The organism is Desemzia sp. FAM 23989 (genome assembly GCF_045528345.1).
Taxonomy (GTDB): Bacteria; Bacillota; Bacilli; order Lactobacillales; family Carnobacteriaceae; genus Desemzia.
Genome location: NZ_JBGQQT010000005.1, coordinates 79,465 through 95,360, shown reverse-complemented (window position 1 = coordinate 95,360; position 15,896 = coordinate 79,465). Strand labels below are relative to the sequence as shown.

Genomic DNA, 15,896 nt, shown 5'->3' with positions numbered 1-15,896 from the left:
TCCTCCTAAAATTCAATCGTTCTACGTTTGTCGTTCGTTTTCTCAAATTTGATGACATGTCCATCGGCACCACGAAACATTCTTGAAATCAATTTGCTATCGTACTTCTTGGCCATGTCTTTGCTGTTCAAGTTAGTAGTAATGATTGTGGGTTTGTTCGTCCGCCCGTTGATGATGGCATACAGCGTTCTAGTGGTGAAATCCGTTGCTGCCTTCTCACTTGTAATAGCTCCGGTTTCAGCTCCTAAATCATCCAAAACTAACAAATCTGCTTCGGTTAACAGGTCAATCATTCGTTGCTCAGTGTAGTAACTCTCTTTATTGTTGAAACTATCTTTAATCCGTCTCATTAATTCATCAATTGAGACAAACAAACACTTTCTGTATGGTTTGCTGTATTCGTTAACAACCTTCAACATACTCATGGACAAATGGCTTTTACCTGTTCCGGCCTTACCAGTAAAGATGGTGTTATATGTTGCACCCTGGTAGTACTCTCGTGCGATTTTTAACGCTGTTTCTTTGTTACCAATCGTTTCTGTATCATCTGTTTTGTAGGCTTCAAATGTTGCGTGTTTTAACGTTTCATCAAGAAAAATAGAATGCTTGGATAACCATTTGTAAGTGTTTCGTTTGTAATATTCATTGCTTATCCGATCAGTCATTTCTTTTTCCTGCTTCACTTTTTCTTCTTGTCCACATTGCATGCATATTGGTTCTCTTCCAAATGCAGTGATGAGTTTGCAGTTATGAATTGGACAAATTTCATCTGTTTCTCGTAACTTTTCATTCATTACGTCACCAATACTAGAAAAAGTCGTCATATTCTGATGTGTCATATCCTCCACTCCCAGCTTCAACTTGGTATTCATCGTTCCAGCGTTCTTTGTTGAACCACCTACCACCATCCATAGGCTTCAACCAATTTTTGTTTGCATCAAGATGTTTTGCGTATTTCTCTACACCTGTTTTAATGTCTTCAACGCTAGTTCCTTTTTTAACTGCTTTCTTAAATGATGCCAATGCTTCTTTTCGCATGGTTTTCTTTGGATAGAGTTTCCAGATTTCAGAAAAAAGAGTTTCCATCGAAGCTTGATTCGATGTATTATCTTTTTCTTTCTCTAACTCTATCTCTCTCTCTAACTCTATCTCTGGTGTACTAATGTCTGACGTTTGTCCGGACATTTGTCCACTTATCATTAATGATTCATTTTTGATTCGTTCTCTATACTCTTTTTTTCGTTCCGCTTCAGTACTGGATCTCCCGATAAAGTTTTGAATGTCAGAAATGAATATCGTTCCGTTATCAAAAGTTTCAATCAGTCCTAGCTCTTTAAATAACTTAACGGCCTTTTCTATGTCTCCAACACTGTGCCTAGTAACACTAGCTAACATTGATGAATTATAGGGAATGCGTTCGTTTAGCATCACTTTTCCATCGTGTTTCAAACTTTTTAGATACATCTTCAACAAAATATTTGAATATTTATATCCATCCGGCATGCTTTCTAGCACGATCATTTCTTCTGTTTCAAAAAAGTTTTCTTTTAATTTGATATAGTAATATTTCTTGTTGTCGCTCAAGATTATCCTCCTATCTTGAATTCTTTTACCTGTTCTGGTTTCAACTTAATAGGAACTAAAACGTGTTTCTTCATAAACGTTTCAATGCCAATCTGATGTTGTTCACCATGATGGTCTCTACATAGGGCCATAAATCTATGTTGGGAATGGTCAATTTTCTTTCTATTCCTACCAGCTCCAACTGCTTCAAAGTGAGCTATGTCAGCGTGTTCTTTGCCACAAACAAAACAAGCACGGTATTTCAAATAGATAAATAATATTCTGGTTATGTCACTTGCTAAGTGGAATTTTTGATATTTAAACGGAATCTGTTGCTCAAAGCAGAATTCGAGAATGTACTCAATAAATTCCCCAGCGAAAACTTGGCTGATTCCATAGTTGCCCATACTAAATGATTCGATCCCTTTGTGAGCCGAAAACATAGCTTTTAACAAGTCTTTGACATATTCCGGCGGATAACCTGTATACAGCGATATGTCGTTAAATAGTCCGTGTATCATTCCGTTCTGGTCCTTAGTCATGTTCCGTTCATCCACTAATCTGATAATGCTTCTAGGATTATCTTTTATAGTCATTCTTTGAGCTTCGGCAATGTCGAAATCACGATCTAACCTGAAAGTGACTTCATCGCCTTGTACTCTTAATAAACTTCCTTCGTACTCCATTAAACCGCCCCTTTAAAATGGCAAATCATCAATTAAATATTTGCTTGAAGGATCTTGAAAAACTTTATTTGTTTCATCAGCAACAAACTCTACTTCTATACCGCTGCTGATTAAATACTCATTCAGATTGTTTAATTGTGATTGAGATCCTTTTACTCGGATCACATTGATAATGACTGGTGTAACAGGAAAATTCTCTGTCGATTGGACAAATGGGTCTTCATAACTTTGAACTTGATCAATTTCTGCTAAAACCTCAGCTTGTTTTGACTGGAATGATTCAAATTCTGTTTTTTTCTTTTGTTGTTCTGCTGCTATTTCAGCTTTACGCTTTATATCTAAATTGATCAAATCAATCACTTCTGTTGCTGATTTAAAATCTAATTGACTAATCCATCCAGCTGGATCAATATCTTTAGCTTTACAGAACTCACTTAAAATTTTGATTTCTGATTCTTTACGATCTTTCTCTTTGATCGCTGCATCAATCACATAGTCAATTTCTTGATTGAGTTTGGTAGTCGGTTTAAGTTTGCTTGTCCACATTCCTTTGTTTAGCCAGCTCTTATTCGGCTCAATTTCAACGCCTAAGCCTTCCAATTTGATTCCTAATACCTCTTTCAAACATTCTTCTCTAAGTTCACGTTCAGCAATATCTATCTCTTTTAAACCTTCTCTGATTTGGTTTAGCGGAACATCAATCATTCCGTTAAGTTCCTTGATTTTGCTTTCATATTCGTTAAGCGGCTCGTTATATGCCTTCTTGATAATTTTGCGTTCTCGCTCAAATTTGTCTCTAACATCGATCAACTTACTACGAACTTCTTCCGCATCTTTTTTATCGTCTGCTGTAAAGACTAAATTAGTGTACTTGTCCGCTACTTTTTTCACCATTTCTTTCATTTCATCGAACCCGTGAACTTCTAATGTTGCTGGTTCAAATATCGTTCCTAAATTACTCTCTTTGATTACTTCTAATTGATTGGCCATTATTTATTCCCCCAATTCACGGTAGTAGCGGGCTGCGTTGTTCTACTTTGCAATATACTACCTTGTTCAAATTCCGGTTGTTGTGGCTGTAATTGTTTCGGTTGATTGTTTTGAAGTTTCAAATATTGAGCTTTCATATAACCTAATATGCGAGTTTTAGCCACCTCTGTCACACTTTGCACGCCTTCTTTGTTAGCGATGTAAGCATAAACTTGTTGGATGTCTATACCCATTAAATTGAGTTTTTTCACGTAACCAACAATCGCATTGCTTAGCTCCTGTTCTTGTTGCTGTGGCGTAGGTTGGCTTTGATAGTTTTGTCGTATAGGTTGACTGTTATAATTTTGTTGCGACTGTTGGTAGTTTTGGTTTTGGTAATCTTGTTGATGTTGCTCGACCTTTTGTTGTTGAGTAGTATTTTCAAAATCACGTTCCGGATCATCTCCAGTACTGATTTGGAACAACTTCATCAATGCGTATTTATGTGCTCCTGTTAAGGCTTTGAAAGGACCTTTATCGCCACTATCTTGTCCTTCTCCGGAAATGCGAATAATAATAGATTCACCGGTATCTCCATCCACAATTTCAAAGTCCCAAACTCCCTGGTACACATACTCTGTATTTCCTTTTCTAGTCTTGACTTCTCGTGTAGAATGTTCCACTTCATACGGAATCATAACTAAGCTTTCTTCGGCCATTTTTTTTGACGTAATCGCCTGTATATCTGCCTCTGTCGTATAATTGTATTTATTAAAGTTGTTCCATCCAGTTTTTGGCACGGATCCGATTTGGCTCGTTATTTTAGCTAACTTTTTAACTAAACTAGTTTTTTCAGACATTGCATATCCTCTTTTCTATGTTAAAATACAGTTGAAAAATATTTTTGTTACGGGCTGATGTTGGCGCATCAGTCTATTTCTTTTTTTAGCTGTTGCATAAGAAGAAAAGCTTGTAACGGATCTTTCTTGACTAAATCTTTTACTTGCCCTTCTATCACTTCTAGAAAAGCAGCTTGTAGAGCTAATAAATCCGATGATTTGACGTGGTTTGCTACATACACCCCGACTTTTGAATCTTCACTACTCACCTTCATAACTAACAGACTTTCGTTTTCTGGATTAAAAGAATCAACGATATTGTTGACCTGTTGCAAGGTTTCTTCACTAGTTGTTTCAACCTCGATTTTTGATGTTTTTTTCATTTTTTATTCTCCTTTTCTTTTTCCAAATAATTAATGACCAACTCTAAATCTTTTCTATCAACTGTGATCATGAACATTTCTGGATAGTTATATAAATCAGATTTTAGTTCTTTAAACGCTTTTAGTTCCTTTGGATTCATTTCCATGACTAAACTCCTTTCTGTTACAAATACAGCTGCAAAAACACGACTCCTAAACCAACAAATAAACTAAATCCTGCTTTAATAACTTCTTTGAAAGTAATTTCGCTTTCTTTTAATTCGAAAAAGTTGATCAAAAAGTTTTTCATCTTCTTCTCCCTTCAATAATTAGTACATTCTTTCATCGAAATAACGTTTGGACACTCTGCCAGACACAATGATTTTTCCTTGATCCTGCAATTCTTTATTTAACTTTCTGATGATCGAATAAGCTTTAGTCTGTTGGACATTCAGCATTTCCATCACATCCTCAACACGGTAAAATTCATGACGTTGAACTTGAGGCATGTTCTACACCTCCAATTCAACTTGGTTATTCAATCGTTTAATTTCAAAAGCTAATTCGATTGAAGGGCTCCACATGCCAGCTACTTCCATTGCTTCATCAAATTTCAGTTTAGGAATTTCTTCATAGCTGGCAACATGAAAGTAGTTTTTTATTACTCTCCAATGTTCTGAAATAGCTACTCGATAAAGCTTTCTATACGCATGTGACTTCTTTCCGCCAACTGCTGCCATAGCGTTTGCTCTTACTACTTTAGACAGTTGCGCTTTTTGGAGGCGGCTCAAGTCAATTTCTTTTTTCAACCCTTCCACATCTGTCGTCACGGTATTTAGACGTTTTTTTATTTCCTTTTGACTTTCTAGAGTAGCAATCATAATATCCTCTTGGTCCATGTTGGCGATGTAGCTACCTGTTTTTCTAACAGCAGGTAAAACTTCTCCAGTTACCCAGTCTTCAAATTTTTCGGCTTCTGGTAATTTAGATCTAAAAATCAATCTATATACATCAGATTCTGGAATGATTTTGAATTCTTGGCGACGACCTAGCGAATCGCTACCCCATGTCATAATCGATTTTTTGCAATGCTTATTAGTTGCATCGCTAGGATTTACATAACCAAGCGTTTTCGCTACATCATTTGCTACGAAATAAGGTTCTTCTTCTACTAGCAGAGTTCTAACTTCGTTGTTTTTGAAATTGAATATTTTTAATTGATCCATATTTTTCCCTCCTTTATTTGATCCCTAAAACTTTAATAATTGTCAGCAACATCATATTTGCTTTAGGACCTGTTTTTTTTCCTTTCAAAACTTCATTCAGATATTGAGGGTTTTCGTCAATCAATAGGCTTAACTGCCTTTGAGTGATATCTTTCTCCTCTAAATGTTCTAAAATTTTATTTCTCAATGCTTGTGTTTCCGGCATATCTGCAACCTCCCTTTAAAAATAAGCAAATTTGTAAGCTAATTGTTTAACTTTTTATTGACGTTTTTAGTCGAATAGTTTAATATAAAGGCATAGCTAAATAAGCGTTATTTAAACACCAACTCCCGTTCCCCAACGTTTTTTGGTTTTATTTAGACGACCTTTTAGCTAACCAACTAGCTTACACATAGAATATTAAACTATAAGCATAATTAAGTCAACTATTTTTATGCATTTTGTTTAATTTTATTTTGTGAGCCTTGAGAAAGGTTGATAAAACAATGTTTGATAGAATAAAATATTTATGCGATCAGAGAGGAATTTCAATAAACGACTTAGAGTCGGCTCTTGGATATTCAAAAAACACTCTATATCGACTTAAGAAACAAAAAGCAGGATCAGATAAGTTGGAAGTAATCGCCGACTACTTCGGCGTTTCGACAGACTACCTATTAGGAAGAGACGAAACAATAACTATTAATAACACACCGCTCGACCTTAACGAAGTCTTAGATAACACAATGAGTTTTGACGGTAAACCTATGTCGGAAAATGATAGAGAAGCGATTCGTGCTTATCTTATAGGAAGATTCAGTGATAAGTAAGGAGGCTTATATGGATAAGATTTATAGTTTGATTAAAGAAAACGAGATTAACATCGTTTTAATTAATCTCGAAGGCGAAGGATTCTATAATTCCGATCTTAAAGTTATTTTTATTAATGAAAGTTTAAGCGAGGAAAAACAAAAAGAAGTTATCCTTCATGAGCTAGGACACGCTTTAAATCATAAAGATTTATCTATTTTATATGATAAACCTGTATTTAGATCTAAGATGGAGAATGAGGCTACTTCTTTTATGATGGATTATTTAATCAAAGAATCTGATGGTCATTTTGACTATTCAGGTGTGTTCGAGAATTATAATCTTGGTTTAGGCTGGGAAACTAGAATTAAATAAAAAAAAGCCCTAAAACTGCTGGAACAGTTCTGGGCTGGTGTTGATGTCAACTGAATTATAACACGCTAAATTTCTAGCCGGAAGTGGTCTCCAGTGAAGGTTTAGTGACAAATAGGAGGAGTAAATTTGAAAAAAGCTAAATTATTAGCTGCTTTAGGTATATGTGGTTTGATCTTAGGTGCTTGCGGCGCTGAAGATGATAGCAAATACGACACTAGCACTACTGAAGTTTCAGAAAGCGAAGCTGTTGTTAAAGAACCTGGTTTGGATGAATTAGATCCTGCAGTTTCTGAAGAACTTTCTAAAATGGGAACCGATGAAGAAATAGATTGGGAAAAAATCAATTTCAATAAGCGTCAATATAAAGAGTACATAGAATCTTTAGATGAACAAGAGACAGATTCTTCTGAAACTGGAGAAAGTACTCTTACAGTAGTTTCTTCTTCTATGGTTGACGACAATACTATAGAAATTGTTATTAATAATACAGATGCCTCTGAAATGAGCGAGCTTACTAACGGATTCTTTGCTATTATGATGGATACCTTTAGTAGACAGCTGTACTTGAACTCAGATTATTCTGATGGCACCAATCAGCCAACTATCATTATTAAAGATAATGCCGGCACCGTGATTTCTGAAGAAACAGATTTTATTGAGATGGAGGAAACAGAATAATGAATAAATTTAAATATGTGACTTTATTAGGGTTTTCAAGCTTGTTATTAGCAGCATGTGGAGAATCATCTGATGTGACTGTAGAAAGTAGCAATAATGAATCTGCAACTACTGAAGAAGTATCTAGCGAAGCAGAATCAAGTGAAGAAACTAGCGCTCCAGGAAAAAGAAGTAATCCAGTTTCTATTGGTGAATCAGCAACTTGGGATGTATTATACAGTGATGCTGACTACAATCCGTTAGAAGGGACTGTTACAACTACGATTTCTAATGTAGTTCGTGGAGAAGAAGCCCTTAATCAATTAACGGAGGCAAACGAATTCAACGAAGCTGCTCCTGAAGGATTTGAATGGGTAGTTTTTGATATGTCTTTAACATTAGACGAAGGAAGTGAAGATGATCCATTCAACACTTCAACTATTTTTATCACACCTGTCGCTTCAGATGGTAGCGAAGTTTCTCAATCTACTTATGCTTCTTTTGAAGAGGGATCTGCTTTTGGATGGAAAGATTTATACAAAGGTGGAAACGATTCTGGGAAAGTTGGTTTAATAGTACCTGAAGGTGATGACACTTTAATTGAAGTATCAGACATGAATACAAGTGTTTTTTACAGCTTAAAATAATCAAATAAAAAGAACACCCTTCCCTCGCCAAAGTTTAGAGTGTTCTAAAGGATGACAAACAACCTAAAATAGGTGTATTTGCTATGCCTATTTTAGCACAAAATAGGAGTGAATAAAATGCCAGCTTACAAAGATAAAAAATCAGGAAAATGGTATGTCCAGTTCTGGTACACAGATTACAATGGAACAAAAAAGAAAAAATTGAAACGTGGTTTTAATAAAAAAAGTGAAGCACAAACTTATGAGTCAGAATTCAAATTAACTACAAGCGGATCTAGTGAAATGACATTTAGAAGTCTAGTTGCTGATTATTTAGAAGACAGTTCTCACCGGTTGCGCGAAACGACTGTGGAAAACAAAACGTACTTAATAGAAACAAAATTGTTACCTTTTTTCGGAGATATGCCCATTAATAAAATAGATGCTATAACAGTCAGAAAATGGCAAAATTTCGTTTTGAAGCAAACTACTAAAGAAGGAAAAAAGCTTTCACAAACGTACATGAAGTCAATAAACAATCAATTATCAGCTGTTTTAAATTATGCTGTTAAATTCTACAACTTGCCAAACAACCCGATACACAAAACAGGTTCTATTGGCAAAAAGAATGCTGATTCAATGGATTTTTGGACTGTTGATGAATTCGATAAATTTATTGAACCAGTGAGTAATAAAATACAGAGTGTAATGATTTTTAATTTGTTGTTTTGGACCGGAATCCGATCTGGAGAATTACTTGCCTTAACCCTTGATGACTTTGATCGTGAAAAGAAAACAGTTAGCATTAATAAGTCCTATGTTAGGTTAAAGAAAAAAGATATCATATCAGAACCGAAAACTCCCAAATCTAACAGAAGTATTACCCTTCCAGATTTTATATTTGAAATGCTAGATGAGTACCTTGCTGCTCTGGTTGACTATGAGAATGATGAACGACTTTTCACAGTCACTAAATTTTATCTCAACCATGAAATGAAACGCGGAAGTAAAAATTCAGGAATAAAAAAAATAAGGGTTCACGACCTAAGACATTCTCATGCTTCACTGCTAATTGAGTTAGGCTTTTCACCTCTTCTGATTCAAGAACGACTTGGCCATGAAGACGTACAAACAACTCTAAATACTTATGCGCATCTATATCCTAATAAGCAAGAAGAAGTATCAAATAAATTGGATGAAATAAAAAACGGAATCAAAACGGAATCAGAGTAAAATAAAAAGACCGACAAAGCCTTTTAAATAAAGGTTAGTCGGTCTTTTGTTCATTATTCCCACTCAACAGTAGCAGGTGGCTTACTAGTAACATCATACACAATACGGTTAACGTGTTTCACTTCATTTACAATACGCACAGAAATCTTTTGCAAGACATCCCAAGGGATACGCGCAAAATCAGCTGTCATTCCGTCGATCGATGTTACAGCGCGGATGCCGACTGTGTAATCGTACGTACGGCCGTCTCCCATTACTCCGACACTACGGAAACCTGGAAGGACTGTGAAGTATTGCCAGATATCGCGGTCAAGACCGGCTTTAGCAATTTCTTCTCTTAAGATAAAGTCGCTATCGCGGACGATTTCTAATTTTTCTTCTGTCAATTCACCGATAACACGAATTCCTAGACCTGGGCCTGGGAATGGTTGGCGCCATACTAAGCTTTCAGGCATACCTAACTCAATTCCTAATTCACGAACCTCATCTTTGAATAAAGCATTTAACGGTTCGATCAATTTGAATTGCATGTCTTCAGGAAGTCCACCTACGTTGTGGTGTGATTTGATTGTTTGAGCAGTAGCTGTACCACTCTCGATAATGTCTGTGTATAACGTTCCTTGTGCTAGGAAGTCGACACCTTCAAGTTTTGTTGCTTCGTCATCAAATAAGTACACAAACTCATTTCCGATGATTTTACGTTTTTGTTCTGGATCGCTGACGCCTTTTAATTTAGCCATGAAACGTTCTTTAGCGTCGACACGGATAATGTTCAAGCCGAATTTGCCGACTAAACTTTCCATAACTTGTTCGCTCTCGCCTTTACGCAATAAACCATGATCCACAAAGATACACGTCAATTGGTCGCCGATTGCTCTTTGCAATAGAACTCCTACTACACTTGAGTCCACCCCGCCTGATAAACCAAGCAAGACTTTTTTGTCTCCTACAGTTTCGCGGATTTTAGCGATCTCTAAATCGATAAAGTTGCTGATGCTCCAGTTTCCTTCAAATCCACAGACATTGAAAGTAAAGTTTCTTAACATATCATTTCCGTGTACAGAGTGACGAACTTCTGGATGGAATTGAACGGCATGAAAGTTCTTTTGTTCATTGAACATAGAAGCAATCGGACAGTGTGCGCTTGTAGCGCTGACAACGAAGCCTTCAGGAGCTTGAGTAACTAAATCTCCATGACTCATCCACACGGTTTCTTCTTCGTCTAATGTTGTAAATAGAGGTGCCGTACGGTCTTCAATACGGATATCCGCTTTACCATACTCACGGTTTGTACTTGGGCTGACTTCTCCACCCATCATTTTCGTCATCAATTGCATTCCATAACAAATACCAAAAATCGGAATACCTAAATTAAAAATTTCTGGATCTACTGAGAAAGATCCATCATCATAAACACTCATCGGTCCACCTGAGAAGATGATTCCTTTAGCATTCATGCCTTTTAATTCGTCAGCTGTTGTCGTATGCGGCAACAATTCTGAGTACACACCAAATTCTCTTATTCGACGCGTGATTAATTGGTTGTATTGACTACCAAAATCAAGAACGATCATTTTTTCCAATTCTTTTGTATCTGTTACAGTTGTCAAAATCTACACCTCTTATTATTTTTCTTACCATAGTACCATGAAAGCTACCTTGTTGTTACATAAAAGTGGACATTACCCCTCTTTTTTAATGAAAAGTTCATTTTCATAACATTTTTTGAGTTTTTACACTTTTTATACTAAAAAGAACCCTTCTAACATAGCGTTAGTCAGGCTCTTCAAGCGACAATGAGAGTATTTAGTATTTTTTCAATAAAACTTTATCAATGTAATGCTGTTCACTCTTATGCAAAATCAGATCGGCTCTTTTTCGTGTAGGCAGGATGTATTTTTTCAGATTTTCCAAGTTGATGGTTTCCCATACTTGATGTGCATGTGCAAAGGCAACATCTGGGCCTTTTTGAGCCAACTCATAATAGTAATTGTCCGGAGTCGTAAAAGCCGTATCCAGCAAAACGGCAAATCGTTCCAAATACCATTTTTCAATTTGTTCTGGCTCGGCATCGACATAGATGGAAAAATCAAAGAAATCGCTTATGTAGATTTGTTCATTGGATGGAGATTGCAAGACATTGATCCCTTCAACGATCAAGATGTCCGGTTTGTGCAAAATATTTGTTTTCCCTTCCACAATATCATACACTTCATGAGAATAGACTGGAGAAGAAATGTCGGTTTCGCCAGTTTTTACTTTGCTTAAAAAATTGATCAATTTTTTCATATTGTAGCTCTCTGGAAAGCCCTTGCGATTCATAATGCCCCTTTCTTTCAGGACTTTATTGGGATATAAAAAACCATCTGTTGTAATCATTTCAACGTTTAAATCGGTAAACAAACTTGCCAGCATACGTGTCAACAGTCGCGCAGTAGTACTTTTCCCTACCGCCACACTACCTGCAATACCGATCACGAACGGTTTGTTTTCCTTTCGATGTTCTAAAAAAAAGGTCTTTTCTTGCTGCAATTTTTCGTATTGTTGGATAAACAGATTGATTAATTGGACTAGCGGCACATAGATCTCTTTCACGTCTTCCAGTGAAATAGGATCATTCAACCCTCTAATGGTATCCAATTCTTCAAAAGTCATCTTTATGGATGTATCATGTCCTAATGTGCTCCATTCATCACGTAAGATATGGTGATGAGTTTCTGTTTCGTTCATTGGTGTGCCTGCCTCCTGGTTTTGAAAGTTTCGCATAATTGTAACAGATATCACGTCTTATTTATAGTTTTTCCTTTCCACTGGTGACAAAACTTTAAAAAAACTTAACGAGTTTTAAGCGAAGCTTAACTACCGTAAATCTTAAAATTCCTGTACTATAAAGGGTGGGAATGACTTATACAATAGAAAAGTATAGAATCTTTAGTAATTTAGTTAAATTTTTTATAGTTAGGAGGAAAAATATGGAAGATAAAAAACAATATATTGAAATCTGGGGAGACGTTGTAGAGCTTCGTGACCTTGTTCGTTCCATTATTATCTCTGCTATTTCAACTATGGGACTTTATTTTTTAGCACCTTCGGGAAATCGTACGTTGCAATTGTTTTTCGGTTTAGCGGGAGCCGTTATCGGCTTTATCATTTCAGGATTATTGACTAAACCAAAACGGATTATTGATTCCAAAGATGCTAAACACCATCACACTAGTTAGGAGATACCTTAATGGATTTTTTATTGCTCACTCAAATGTTTGTGGCTGCTTTAAGTGCAGTCGTGTTATACACTTTTATTGGATTTATACCGGGTACCGATGAAACATCCGTTTTAATGCCTATTTCACTTGCTCTTATTCTTTCAGGCGCTAACCCAATGATTGTCTTAACTTTCTTTGTAGCAGCGTTTATTACGTTAAATTTAACCAATTTAATGCCCACTGCTTTAGTAGGTTTACCTGGTGGAGTATTATCTGCTCCCATGATTGATCACGCTATTTATTTAAAAAATCAAGGCAAATCAGCTGTTACCGTTAAGAAAATGGCTGCAGGAGCACTGATTGGAACAGTTATTTCTATCCCTGTTTCTTTTTTGTTGGCTAATTTGTTGATTCCATTTGCAGAAACGATACAACCGTACGCTTCGCTCTTATTTGTTATTGGAGCTGTTTTCTTATCATTGATCAGTAAACAAAAAGTTCTTTCTTTGATCAGTATCATTCCGTTAGCTATTCTTTTTCAAAGCCTGCGCCACTTATACTGGGGCACTGGAGTCGTTCCAGAAGGGACCAATATTACTACTTCATTCTTCCTAGGCATCACCATCGGGCCGTTGATCATTTCTTTATTGCAATTGCTGAATAAAGAAAGCCGCTCAAAAATGCTGACAGACAGTTACAAAAACATCGTCATTCCAAAAGATTTAGGCAAAGAGAAAACATTGAATCCATTTAGAATATTATCGAAAAAAGAATTAAAAGCTGCTTCATTTTCTTCTTTCATCTCCAATATTTTCTTTGTATTGAGCCCAGTTGGCTTGATTTTACTATTTGGTGAAACTGTCTCTAACCGGATCAAAGATCCTGAGGAAAAAGCGACTACTACCATTACTACAATGAGTGCTTTATCGCAATCTACTTATATTTCCGGAATCATTATCCCCTTAGTGGCATTAGGCATTCCTTTATCTCCTACTTCTATAGGGCCCGGAAGTGCACTGTTTAATGCTCCTCCTGTGTACACAGTGGAAAACAATTTATTTCATATTTTATCCACAGGGGAAAAAACGATCGCTATTGTCTTAGGGGCTGTAGTAGCTACAGCTTTGAGTTATGTTATTATTAATAAGTATGCCGGAAAAATCTCCACTTTTGTCTTAGACAAAATTCCGCATGAAGCCATTCTTGGATTGTTTATTTCCTTCATTCTATTGCTTTCGTATATGGATGCAGGTTTGATCAACATATTCGGCGTATTGCTTATTGGAATTACGAGTGGAACTTTAAATAAAATGGGCGTTAATTATGGTATTCAGTTCATGACGTTATATGCAGCACCTTATATCGTTCAACTGTTGACGTCCCCTTAATCAACTAACCAATTATGAAATCAGCACATTAAGGAGTATGTATGCATGCAGACAGCACACAACCAAGCTATTGGAGAAGCTACAGGTAAAATCATTTTAATGGGAGAACATGCAGTGGTTTATGGAGAACCTTCATTAGCTATTCCCTTTCCCAAAGCCACTATTCAAACTACCGTTACACAATCTACAGGACCTGTTACCGTAGATTGTATCTATCATTCAGGGTTGCTGTCAGAAGCACCTGACCGATTGTCTAACTTAATGACGGTCGTTGAGGTGACTTTGAAAGCTTTGAAACAAGAATCAAAAGATTTTTCGTTACACATTACCAGTTCGATCCCAGCAGAACGCGGTATGGGATCTAGTGCAGCAGTGGCTGTCGCTACTGTTCGCGCTCTTTACAATTATTTTGATTGCCCCTTATCACATGACCAATTACTTGAACTAGTCAATATTTCTGAAGTGATCGCTCATGGAAATCCCAGTGGTTTAGATGCCGCAATGACTAGCGGTGACAGCCCCTTGTACTACATCAAAGGCAAACCGTTCGTTCCTTTTTCATTATTGATTGATGCTTATCTAGTGGTTGGGGATACTGGTGTGAAGGGTCAAACCAGAGATGCAGTAGGCAGTATAGCGTTATTGATGGAAACCAATCCGGTAGAAACTTCTCAAGATATTCATCAATTAGGCAGCTTAGCAGATCAAGCAAAATCAGCTATCGAAAATAATCAACCAGTCGAATTAGGCAAATTGATGCACCAAGCACATGTGCTGTTAACTAAATTGGGTGTCAGCAATGATCAATTGAATCAATTGGTTGAAGCAGCCATAAATGCTGGAGCTTTAGGTGCTAAACTGACCGGTGGCGGACGAGGCGGCTGTATGATCGCTTTAGCTGAAAATGAAACTGCTGCTCAAGACATCGCTCGGGCTTTAAACGAAACGGGAACTTCCACTACTTGGATCTATCATTTAGGAGGTGGCTCTGTTGAATAAGGAGAAAAAAGTACGTGCCTATACCAACATCGCTTTGATCAAATATTGGGGCAAGCGCGATGAGAAATTGTTTTTACCGATGAACAGCAGTCTTTCTTTGACATTAGATTCATTTTACACAGAAACTTCTGTGGCTTTTGACGATAGCACAGCAGAAGATCGTTTCTATTTAAATGATGCATTACAAGATGATAAAGCAACAGCGAAAGTCAGCCGCTTCTTGGATTTATTCCGTGAAGAAGCGGGTATCCAAACAGCAGCGATCGTAAAAAGCACCAACTTCGTCCCGACTGCAGCCGGTCTGGCTTCTTCTGCTTCTGGTATGGCAGCTTTAGCGGGTGCAGTTAATTTGGCTAGCGGATTGAATTTGGACAAAACAACTTTATCCACTTATGCTCGAAGAGGTTCTGGTTCAGCAACACGCAGTATTTTCGGCGGTTTTGTCGAATGGCAAATGGGTACCGGCAGCGATGATTCATTTGCGGTAAAAGTAGATGATGCTTCTTGGGATATCGGCATGGTCACTATCGTGGTCAATGATAAACAAAAAGCGGTTTCCAGTCGTGTAGGTATGAAAAACACCGTAGCGACTTCGCCTTTTTATCCTGGCTGGTTAACAGCTACAGCGATCGATTTGGAAAATATCAAAACGGCTATCTTGAAAAAAGATTTTGAACAAGTTGGTGCCATTACGGAAAGCAACGGCATGAAGATGCATGCAACAATGTTGGGGGCTAATCCGCCTCTTTCTTACTGGGAACCAGACAGTGTTCGAGCGATGCAAGCGGTGAGAGAACTGCGTCAATTAGGTGTTCCATGCTATTTCACGATGGATGCCGGTCCAAACGTCAAAGTATTGTGTCGCCTGTCAGATAGCCAAACGATCAAAAACTACTTGAGCAACATTTTTGATCCCACGCAACTGATTATTTCAGGACCTGGGAAAGATATCGAAGAAATTACAGACTAAAAAAGGAATT

General features: G+C 37.0%; 22 protein-coding genes. 9 read left to right on the top strand and 13 right to left on the bottom strand.

Going from position 1 to position 15,896, the window contains the following annotated elements:
* Positions 1-5: 5 nt before the first annotated feature.
* The 11 genes from ACEN36_RS04710 to ACEN36_RS04660 all read right to left on the bottom strand — a co-directional run bounded on the left by ACEN36_RS04710 (position 6) and on the right by ACEN36_RS04660 (position 5,850).
* A complete protein-coding gene (locus tag ACEN36_RS04710) occupies positions 6-839 on the bottom strand; it encodes an ATP-binding protein (RefSeq protein WP_407126061.1) in 834 nt (277 codons plus the stop codon).
* Complete coding sequence (locus ACEN36_RS04705) at positions 808-1,584, bottom strand: phage replisome organizer N-terminal domain-containing protein (RefSeq protein ID WP_407126060.1); 777 nt, start codon at positions 1,582-1,584, stop codon at positions 808-810. Before ACEN36_RS04705 ends, ACEN36_RS04710 begins: the two co-directional genes overlap by 32 nt.
* 2 nt (positions 1,585-1,586) lie before the next feature.
* Positions 1,587-2,249, bottom strand: a complete 663-nt coding sequence (locus ACEN36_RS04700) for a putative HNHc nuclease (RefSeq protein WP_407126059.1) — start codon at positions 2,247-2,249, stop codon at positions 1,587-1,589.
* 12 nt (positions 2,250-2,261) lie between these two features.
* Positions 2,262-3,239, bottom strand: coding sequence for a DUF1351 domain-containing protein (locus ACEN36_RS04695; protein WP_407126058.1), 978 nt, complete (start codon positions 3,237-3,239; stop codon positions 2,262-2,264).
* On the bottom strand, positions 3,239-4,078 hold the full coding sequence (locus ACEN36_RS04690; protein WP_407126057.1) for an ERF family protein: 840 nt from the start codon (positions 4,076-4,078) through the stop codon (positions 3,239-3,241). The genes ACEN36_RS04695 and ACEN36_RS04690 overlap by 1 nt, the downstream gene beginning before the upstream one ends.
* 68 nt (positions 4,079-4,146) lie before the next feature.
* Positions 4,147-4,440 (bottom strand): hypothetical protein, encoded by a 294-nt coding sequence (locus tag ACEN36_RS04685; protein WP_407126056.1) that lies wholly within the window; start codon positions 4,438-4,440, stop codon positions 4,147-4,149.
* Positions 4,437-4,586 carry a hypothetical protein gene (locus tag ACEN36_RS04680; RefSeq protein WP_407126055.1) on the bottom strand — a complete coding sequence of 50 codons (150 nt, stop codon included), beginning with the start codon at positions 4,584-4,586 and terminating at the stop codon, positions 4,437-4,439. Before ACEN36_RS04680 ends, ACEN36_RS04685 begins: the two co-directional genes overlap by 4 nt.
* A gap of 17 nt (positions 4,587-4,603) precedes the next feature.
* A complete protein-coding gene (locus ACEN36_RS04675; RefSeq protein WP_407126054.1) occupies positions 4,604-4,729 on the bottom strand; it encodes a hypothetical protein in 126 nt (41 codons plus the stop codon).
* A 19-nt stretch (positions 4,730-4,748) separates the two neighbouring features.
* A complete protein-coding gene (locus ACEN36_RS04670) occupies positions 4,749-4,928 on the bottom strand; it encodes a transcriptional regulator (protein WP_407126053.1) in 180 nt (59 codons plus the stop codon).
* Between the two features lie 3 nt (positions 4,929-4,931).
* Complete coding sequence (locus tag ACEN36_RS04665; RefSeq protein WP_407126052.1) at positions 4,932-5,645, bottom strand: BRO family protein; 714 nt, start codon at positions 5,643-5,645, stop codon at positions 4,932-4,934.
* A gap of 13 nt (positions 5,646-5,658) precedes the next feature.
* Positions 5,659-5,850, bottom strand: coding sequence for a transcriptional regulator (locus ACEN36_RS04660; protein ID WP_407126051.1), 192 nt, complete (start codon positions 5,848-5,850; stop codon positions 5,659-5,661).
* A 281-nt stretch (positions 5,851-6,131) separates the two neighbouring features.
* Between ACEN36_RS04660 and ACEN36_RS04655 the strand changes: the two genes are divergently transcribed.
* From ACEN36_RS04655 to ACEN36_RS04635, 5 genes are all read left to right on the top strand, one after another.
* Positions 6,132-6,455, top strand: a complete 324-nt coding sequence (locus ACEN36_RS04655; RefSeq protein ID WP_407126049.1) for a helix-turn-helix domain-containing protein — start codon at positions 6,132-6,134, stop codon at positions 6,453-6,455.
* A 10-nt stretch (positions 6,456-6,465) separates the two neighbouring features.
* Positions 6,466-6,810, top strand: a complete 345-nt coding sequence (locus tag ACEN36_RS04650) for an ImmA/IrrE family metallo-endopeptidase (protein ID WP_407126048.1) — start codon at positions 6,466-6,468, stop codon at positions 6,808-6,810.
* A 126-nt stretch (positions 6,811-6,936) separates the two neighbouring features.
* A complete protein-coding gene (locus tag ACEN36_RS04645) occupies positions 6,937-7,488 on the top strand; it encodes a hypothetical protein (protein ID WP_131832577.1) in 552 nt (183 codons plus the stop codon).
* The gene (locus tag ACEN36_RS04640) at positions 7,488-8,114 is read left to right on the top strand and encodes a hypothetical protein (protein ID WP_131832578.1); all 627 of its coding nucleotides are present in this window, start codon (positions 7,488-7,490) and stop codon (positions 8,112-8,114) included. The genes ACEN36_RS04645 and ACEN36_RS04640 overlap by 1 nt, the downstream gene beginning before the upstream one ends.
* A gap of 117 nt (positions 8,115-8,231) precedes the next feature.
* A complete protein-coding gene (locus ACEN36_RS04635; RefSeq protein ID WP_407126046.1) occupies positions 8,232-9,326 on the top strand; it encodes a tyrosine-type recombinase/integrase in 1,095 nt (364 codons plus the stop codon).
* Positions 9,327-9,379: 53 nt separating this feature from the next.
* On the opposite strand, the gene guaA is transcribed toward ACEN36_RS04635, so the two are convergent.
* Positions 9,380-10,900 (bottom strand): glutamine-hydrolyzing GMP synthase, encoded by a 1,521-nt coding sequence (guaA, locus tag ACEN36_RS04630; RefSeq protein ID WP_407126102.1) that lies wholly within the window; start codon positions 10,898-10,900, stop codon positions 9,380-9,382.
* A gap of 232 nt (positions 10,901-11,132) precedes the next feature.
* Complete coding sequence (coaA, locus tag ACEN36_RS04625; protein ID WP_407097178.1) at positions 11,133-12,056, bottom strand: type I pantothenate kinase; 924 nt, start codon at positions 12,054-12,056, stop codon at positions 11,133-11,135.
* 242 nt (positions 12,057-12,298) lie between these two features.
* Between coaA and ACEN36_RS04620 the strand changes: the two genes are divergently transcribed.
* From ACEN36_RS04620 to mvaD, 4 genes are read left to right on the top strand one after another with little or no spacing between them, the layout of a single operon-like run.
* Complete coding sequence (locus ACEN36_RS04620; RefSeq protein ID WP_407126045.1) at positions 12,299-12,547, top strand: hypothetical protein; 249 nt, start codon at positions 12,299-12,301, stop codon at positions 12,545-12,547.
* A gap of 11 nt (positions 12,548-12,558) precedes the next feature.
* Positions 12,559-13,917, top strand: a complete 1,359-nt coding sequence (locus ACEN36_RS04615; RefSeq protein WP_407126044.1) for a tripartite tricarboxylate transporter permease — start codon at positions 12,559-12,561, stop codon at positions 13,915-13,917.
* Positions 13,918-13,962: 45 nt separating this feature from the next.
* Positions 13,963-14,916, top strand: a complete 954-nt coding sequence (mvk, locus tag ACEN36_RS04610; RefSeq protein ID WP_407102916.1) for a mevalonate kinase — start codon at positions 13,963-13,965, stop codon at positions 14,914-14,916.
* A complete protein-coding gene (gene mvaD / locus ACEN36_RS04605; protein ID WP_407126043.1) occupies positions 14,909-15,886 on the top strand; it encodes a diphosphomevalonate decarboxylase in 978 nt (325 codons plus the stop codon). The genes mvk and mvaD overlap by 8 nt, the downstream gene beginning before the upstream one ends.
* Positions 15,887-15,896: the final 10 nt, after the last annotated feature.

Coding starts and splice junctions, on each gene's coding strand:
- ACEN36_RS04635 (WP_407126046.1), top strand. CDS start 8,232: ATGCCAGCTTACAAAGATAAAAAATCAGGAAAATGGTATGTCCAGTTC.
- ACEN36_RS04690 (WP_407126057.1), bottom strand. CDS start 4,078: ATGTCTGAAAAAACTAGTTTAGTTAAAAAGTTAGCTAAAATAACGAGC.
- guaA (WP_407126102.1), bottom strand. CDS start 10,900: ATGATCGTTCTTGATTTTGGTAGTCAATACAACCAATTAATCACGCGT.
- ACEN36_RS04680 (WP_407126055.1), bottom strand. CDS start 4,586: ATGGAAATGAATCCAAAGGAACTAAAAGCGTTTAAAGAACTAAAATCT.
- ACEN36_RS04685 (WP_407126056.1), bottom strand. CDS start 4,440: ATGAAAAAAACATCAAAAATCGAGGTTGAAACAACTAGTGAAGAAACC.
- ACEN36_RS04695 (WP_407126058.1), bottom strand. CDS start 3,239: ATGGCCAATCAATTAGAAGTAATCAAAGAGAGTAATTTAGGAACGATA.
- ACEN36_RS04675 (WP_407126054.1), bottom strand. CDS start 4,729: ATGAAAAACTTTTTGATCAACTTTTTCGAATTAAAAGAAAGCGAAATT.
- ACEN36_RS04640 (WP_131832578.1), top strand. CDS start 7,488: ATGAATAAATTTAAATATGTGACTTTATTAGGGTTTTCAAGCTTGTTA.
- ACEN36_RS04710 (WP_407126061.1), bottom strand. CDS start 839: ATGACACATCAGAATATGACGACTTTTTCTAGTATTGGTGACGTAATG.
- ACEN36_RS04700 (WP_407126059.1), bottom strand. CDS start 2,249: ATGGAGTACGAAGGAAGTTTATTAAGAGTACAAGGCGATGAAGTCACT.
- ACEN36_RS04665 (WP_407126052.1), bottom strand. CDS start 5,645: ATGGATCAATTAAAAATATTCAATTTCAAAAACAACGAAGTTAGAACT.
- mvk (WP_407102916.1), top strand. CDS start 13,963: ATGCAGACAGCACACAACCAAGCTATTGGAGAAGCTACAGGTAAAATC.
- ACEN36_RS04620 (WP_407126045.1), top strand. CDS start 12,299: ATGGAAGATAAAAAACAATATATTGAAATCTGGGGAGACGTTGTAGAG.
- ACEN36_RS04655 (WP_407126049.1), top strand. CDS start 6,132: ATGTTTGATAGAATAAAATATTTATGCGATCAGAGAGGAATTTCAATA.
- ACEN36_RS04670 (WP_407126053.1), bottom strand. CDS start 4,928: ATGCCTCAAGTTCAACGTCATGAATTTTACCGTGTTGAGGATGTGATG.
- ACEN36_RS04660 (WP_407126051.1), bottom strand. CDS start 5,850: ATGCCGGAAACACAAGCATTGAGAAATAAAATTTTAGAACATTTAGAG.
- coaA (WP_407097178.1), bottom strand. CDS start 12,056: ATGAACGAAACAGAAACTCATCACCATATCTTACGTGATGAATGGAGC.
- ACEN36_RS04650 (WP_407126048.1), top strand. CDS start 6,466: ATGGATAAGATTTATAGTTTGATTAAAGAAAACGAGATTAACATCGTT.
- ACEN36_RS04615 (WP_407126044.1), top strand. CDS start 12,559: ATGGATTTTTTATTGCTCACTCAAATGTTTGTGGCTGCTTTAAGTGCA.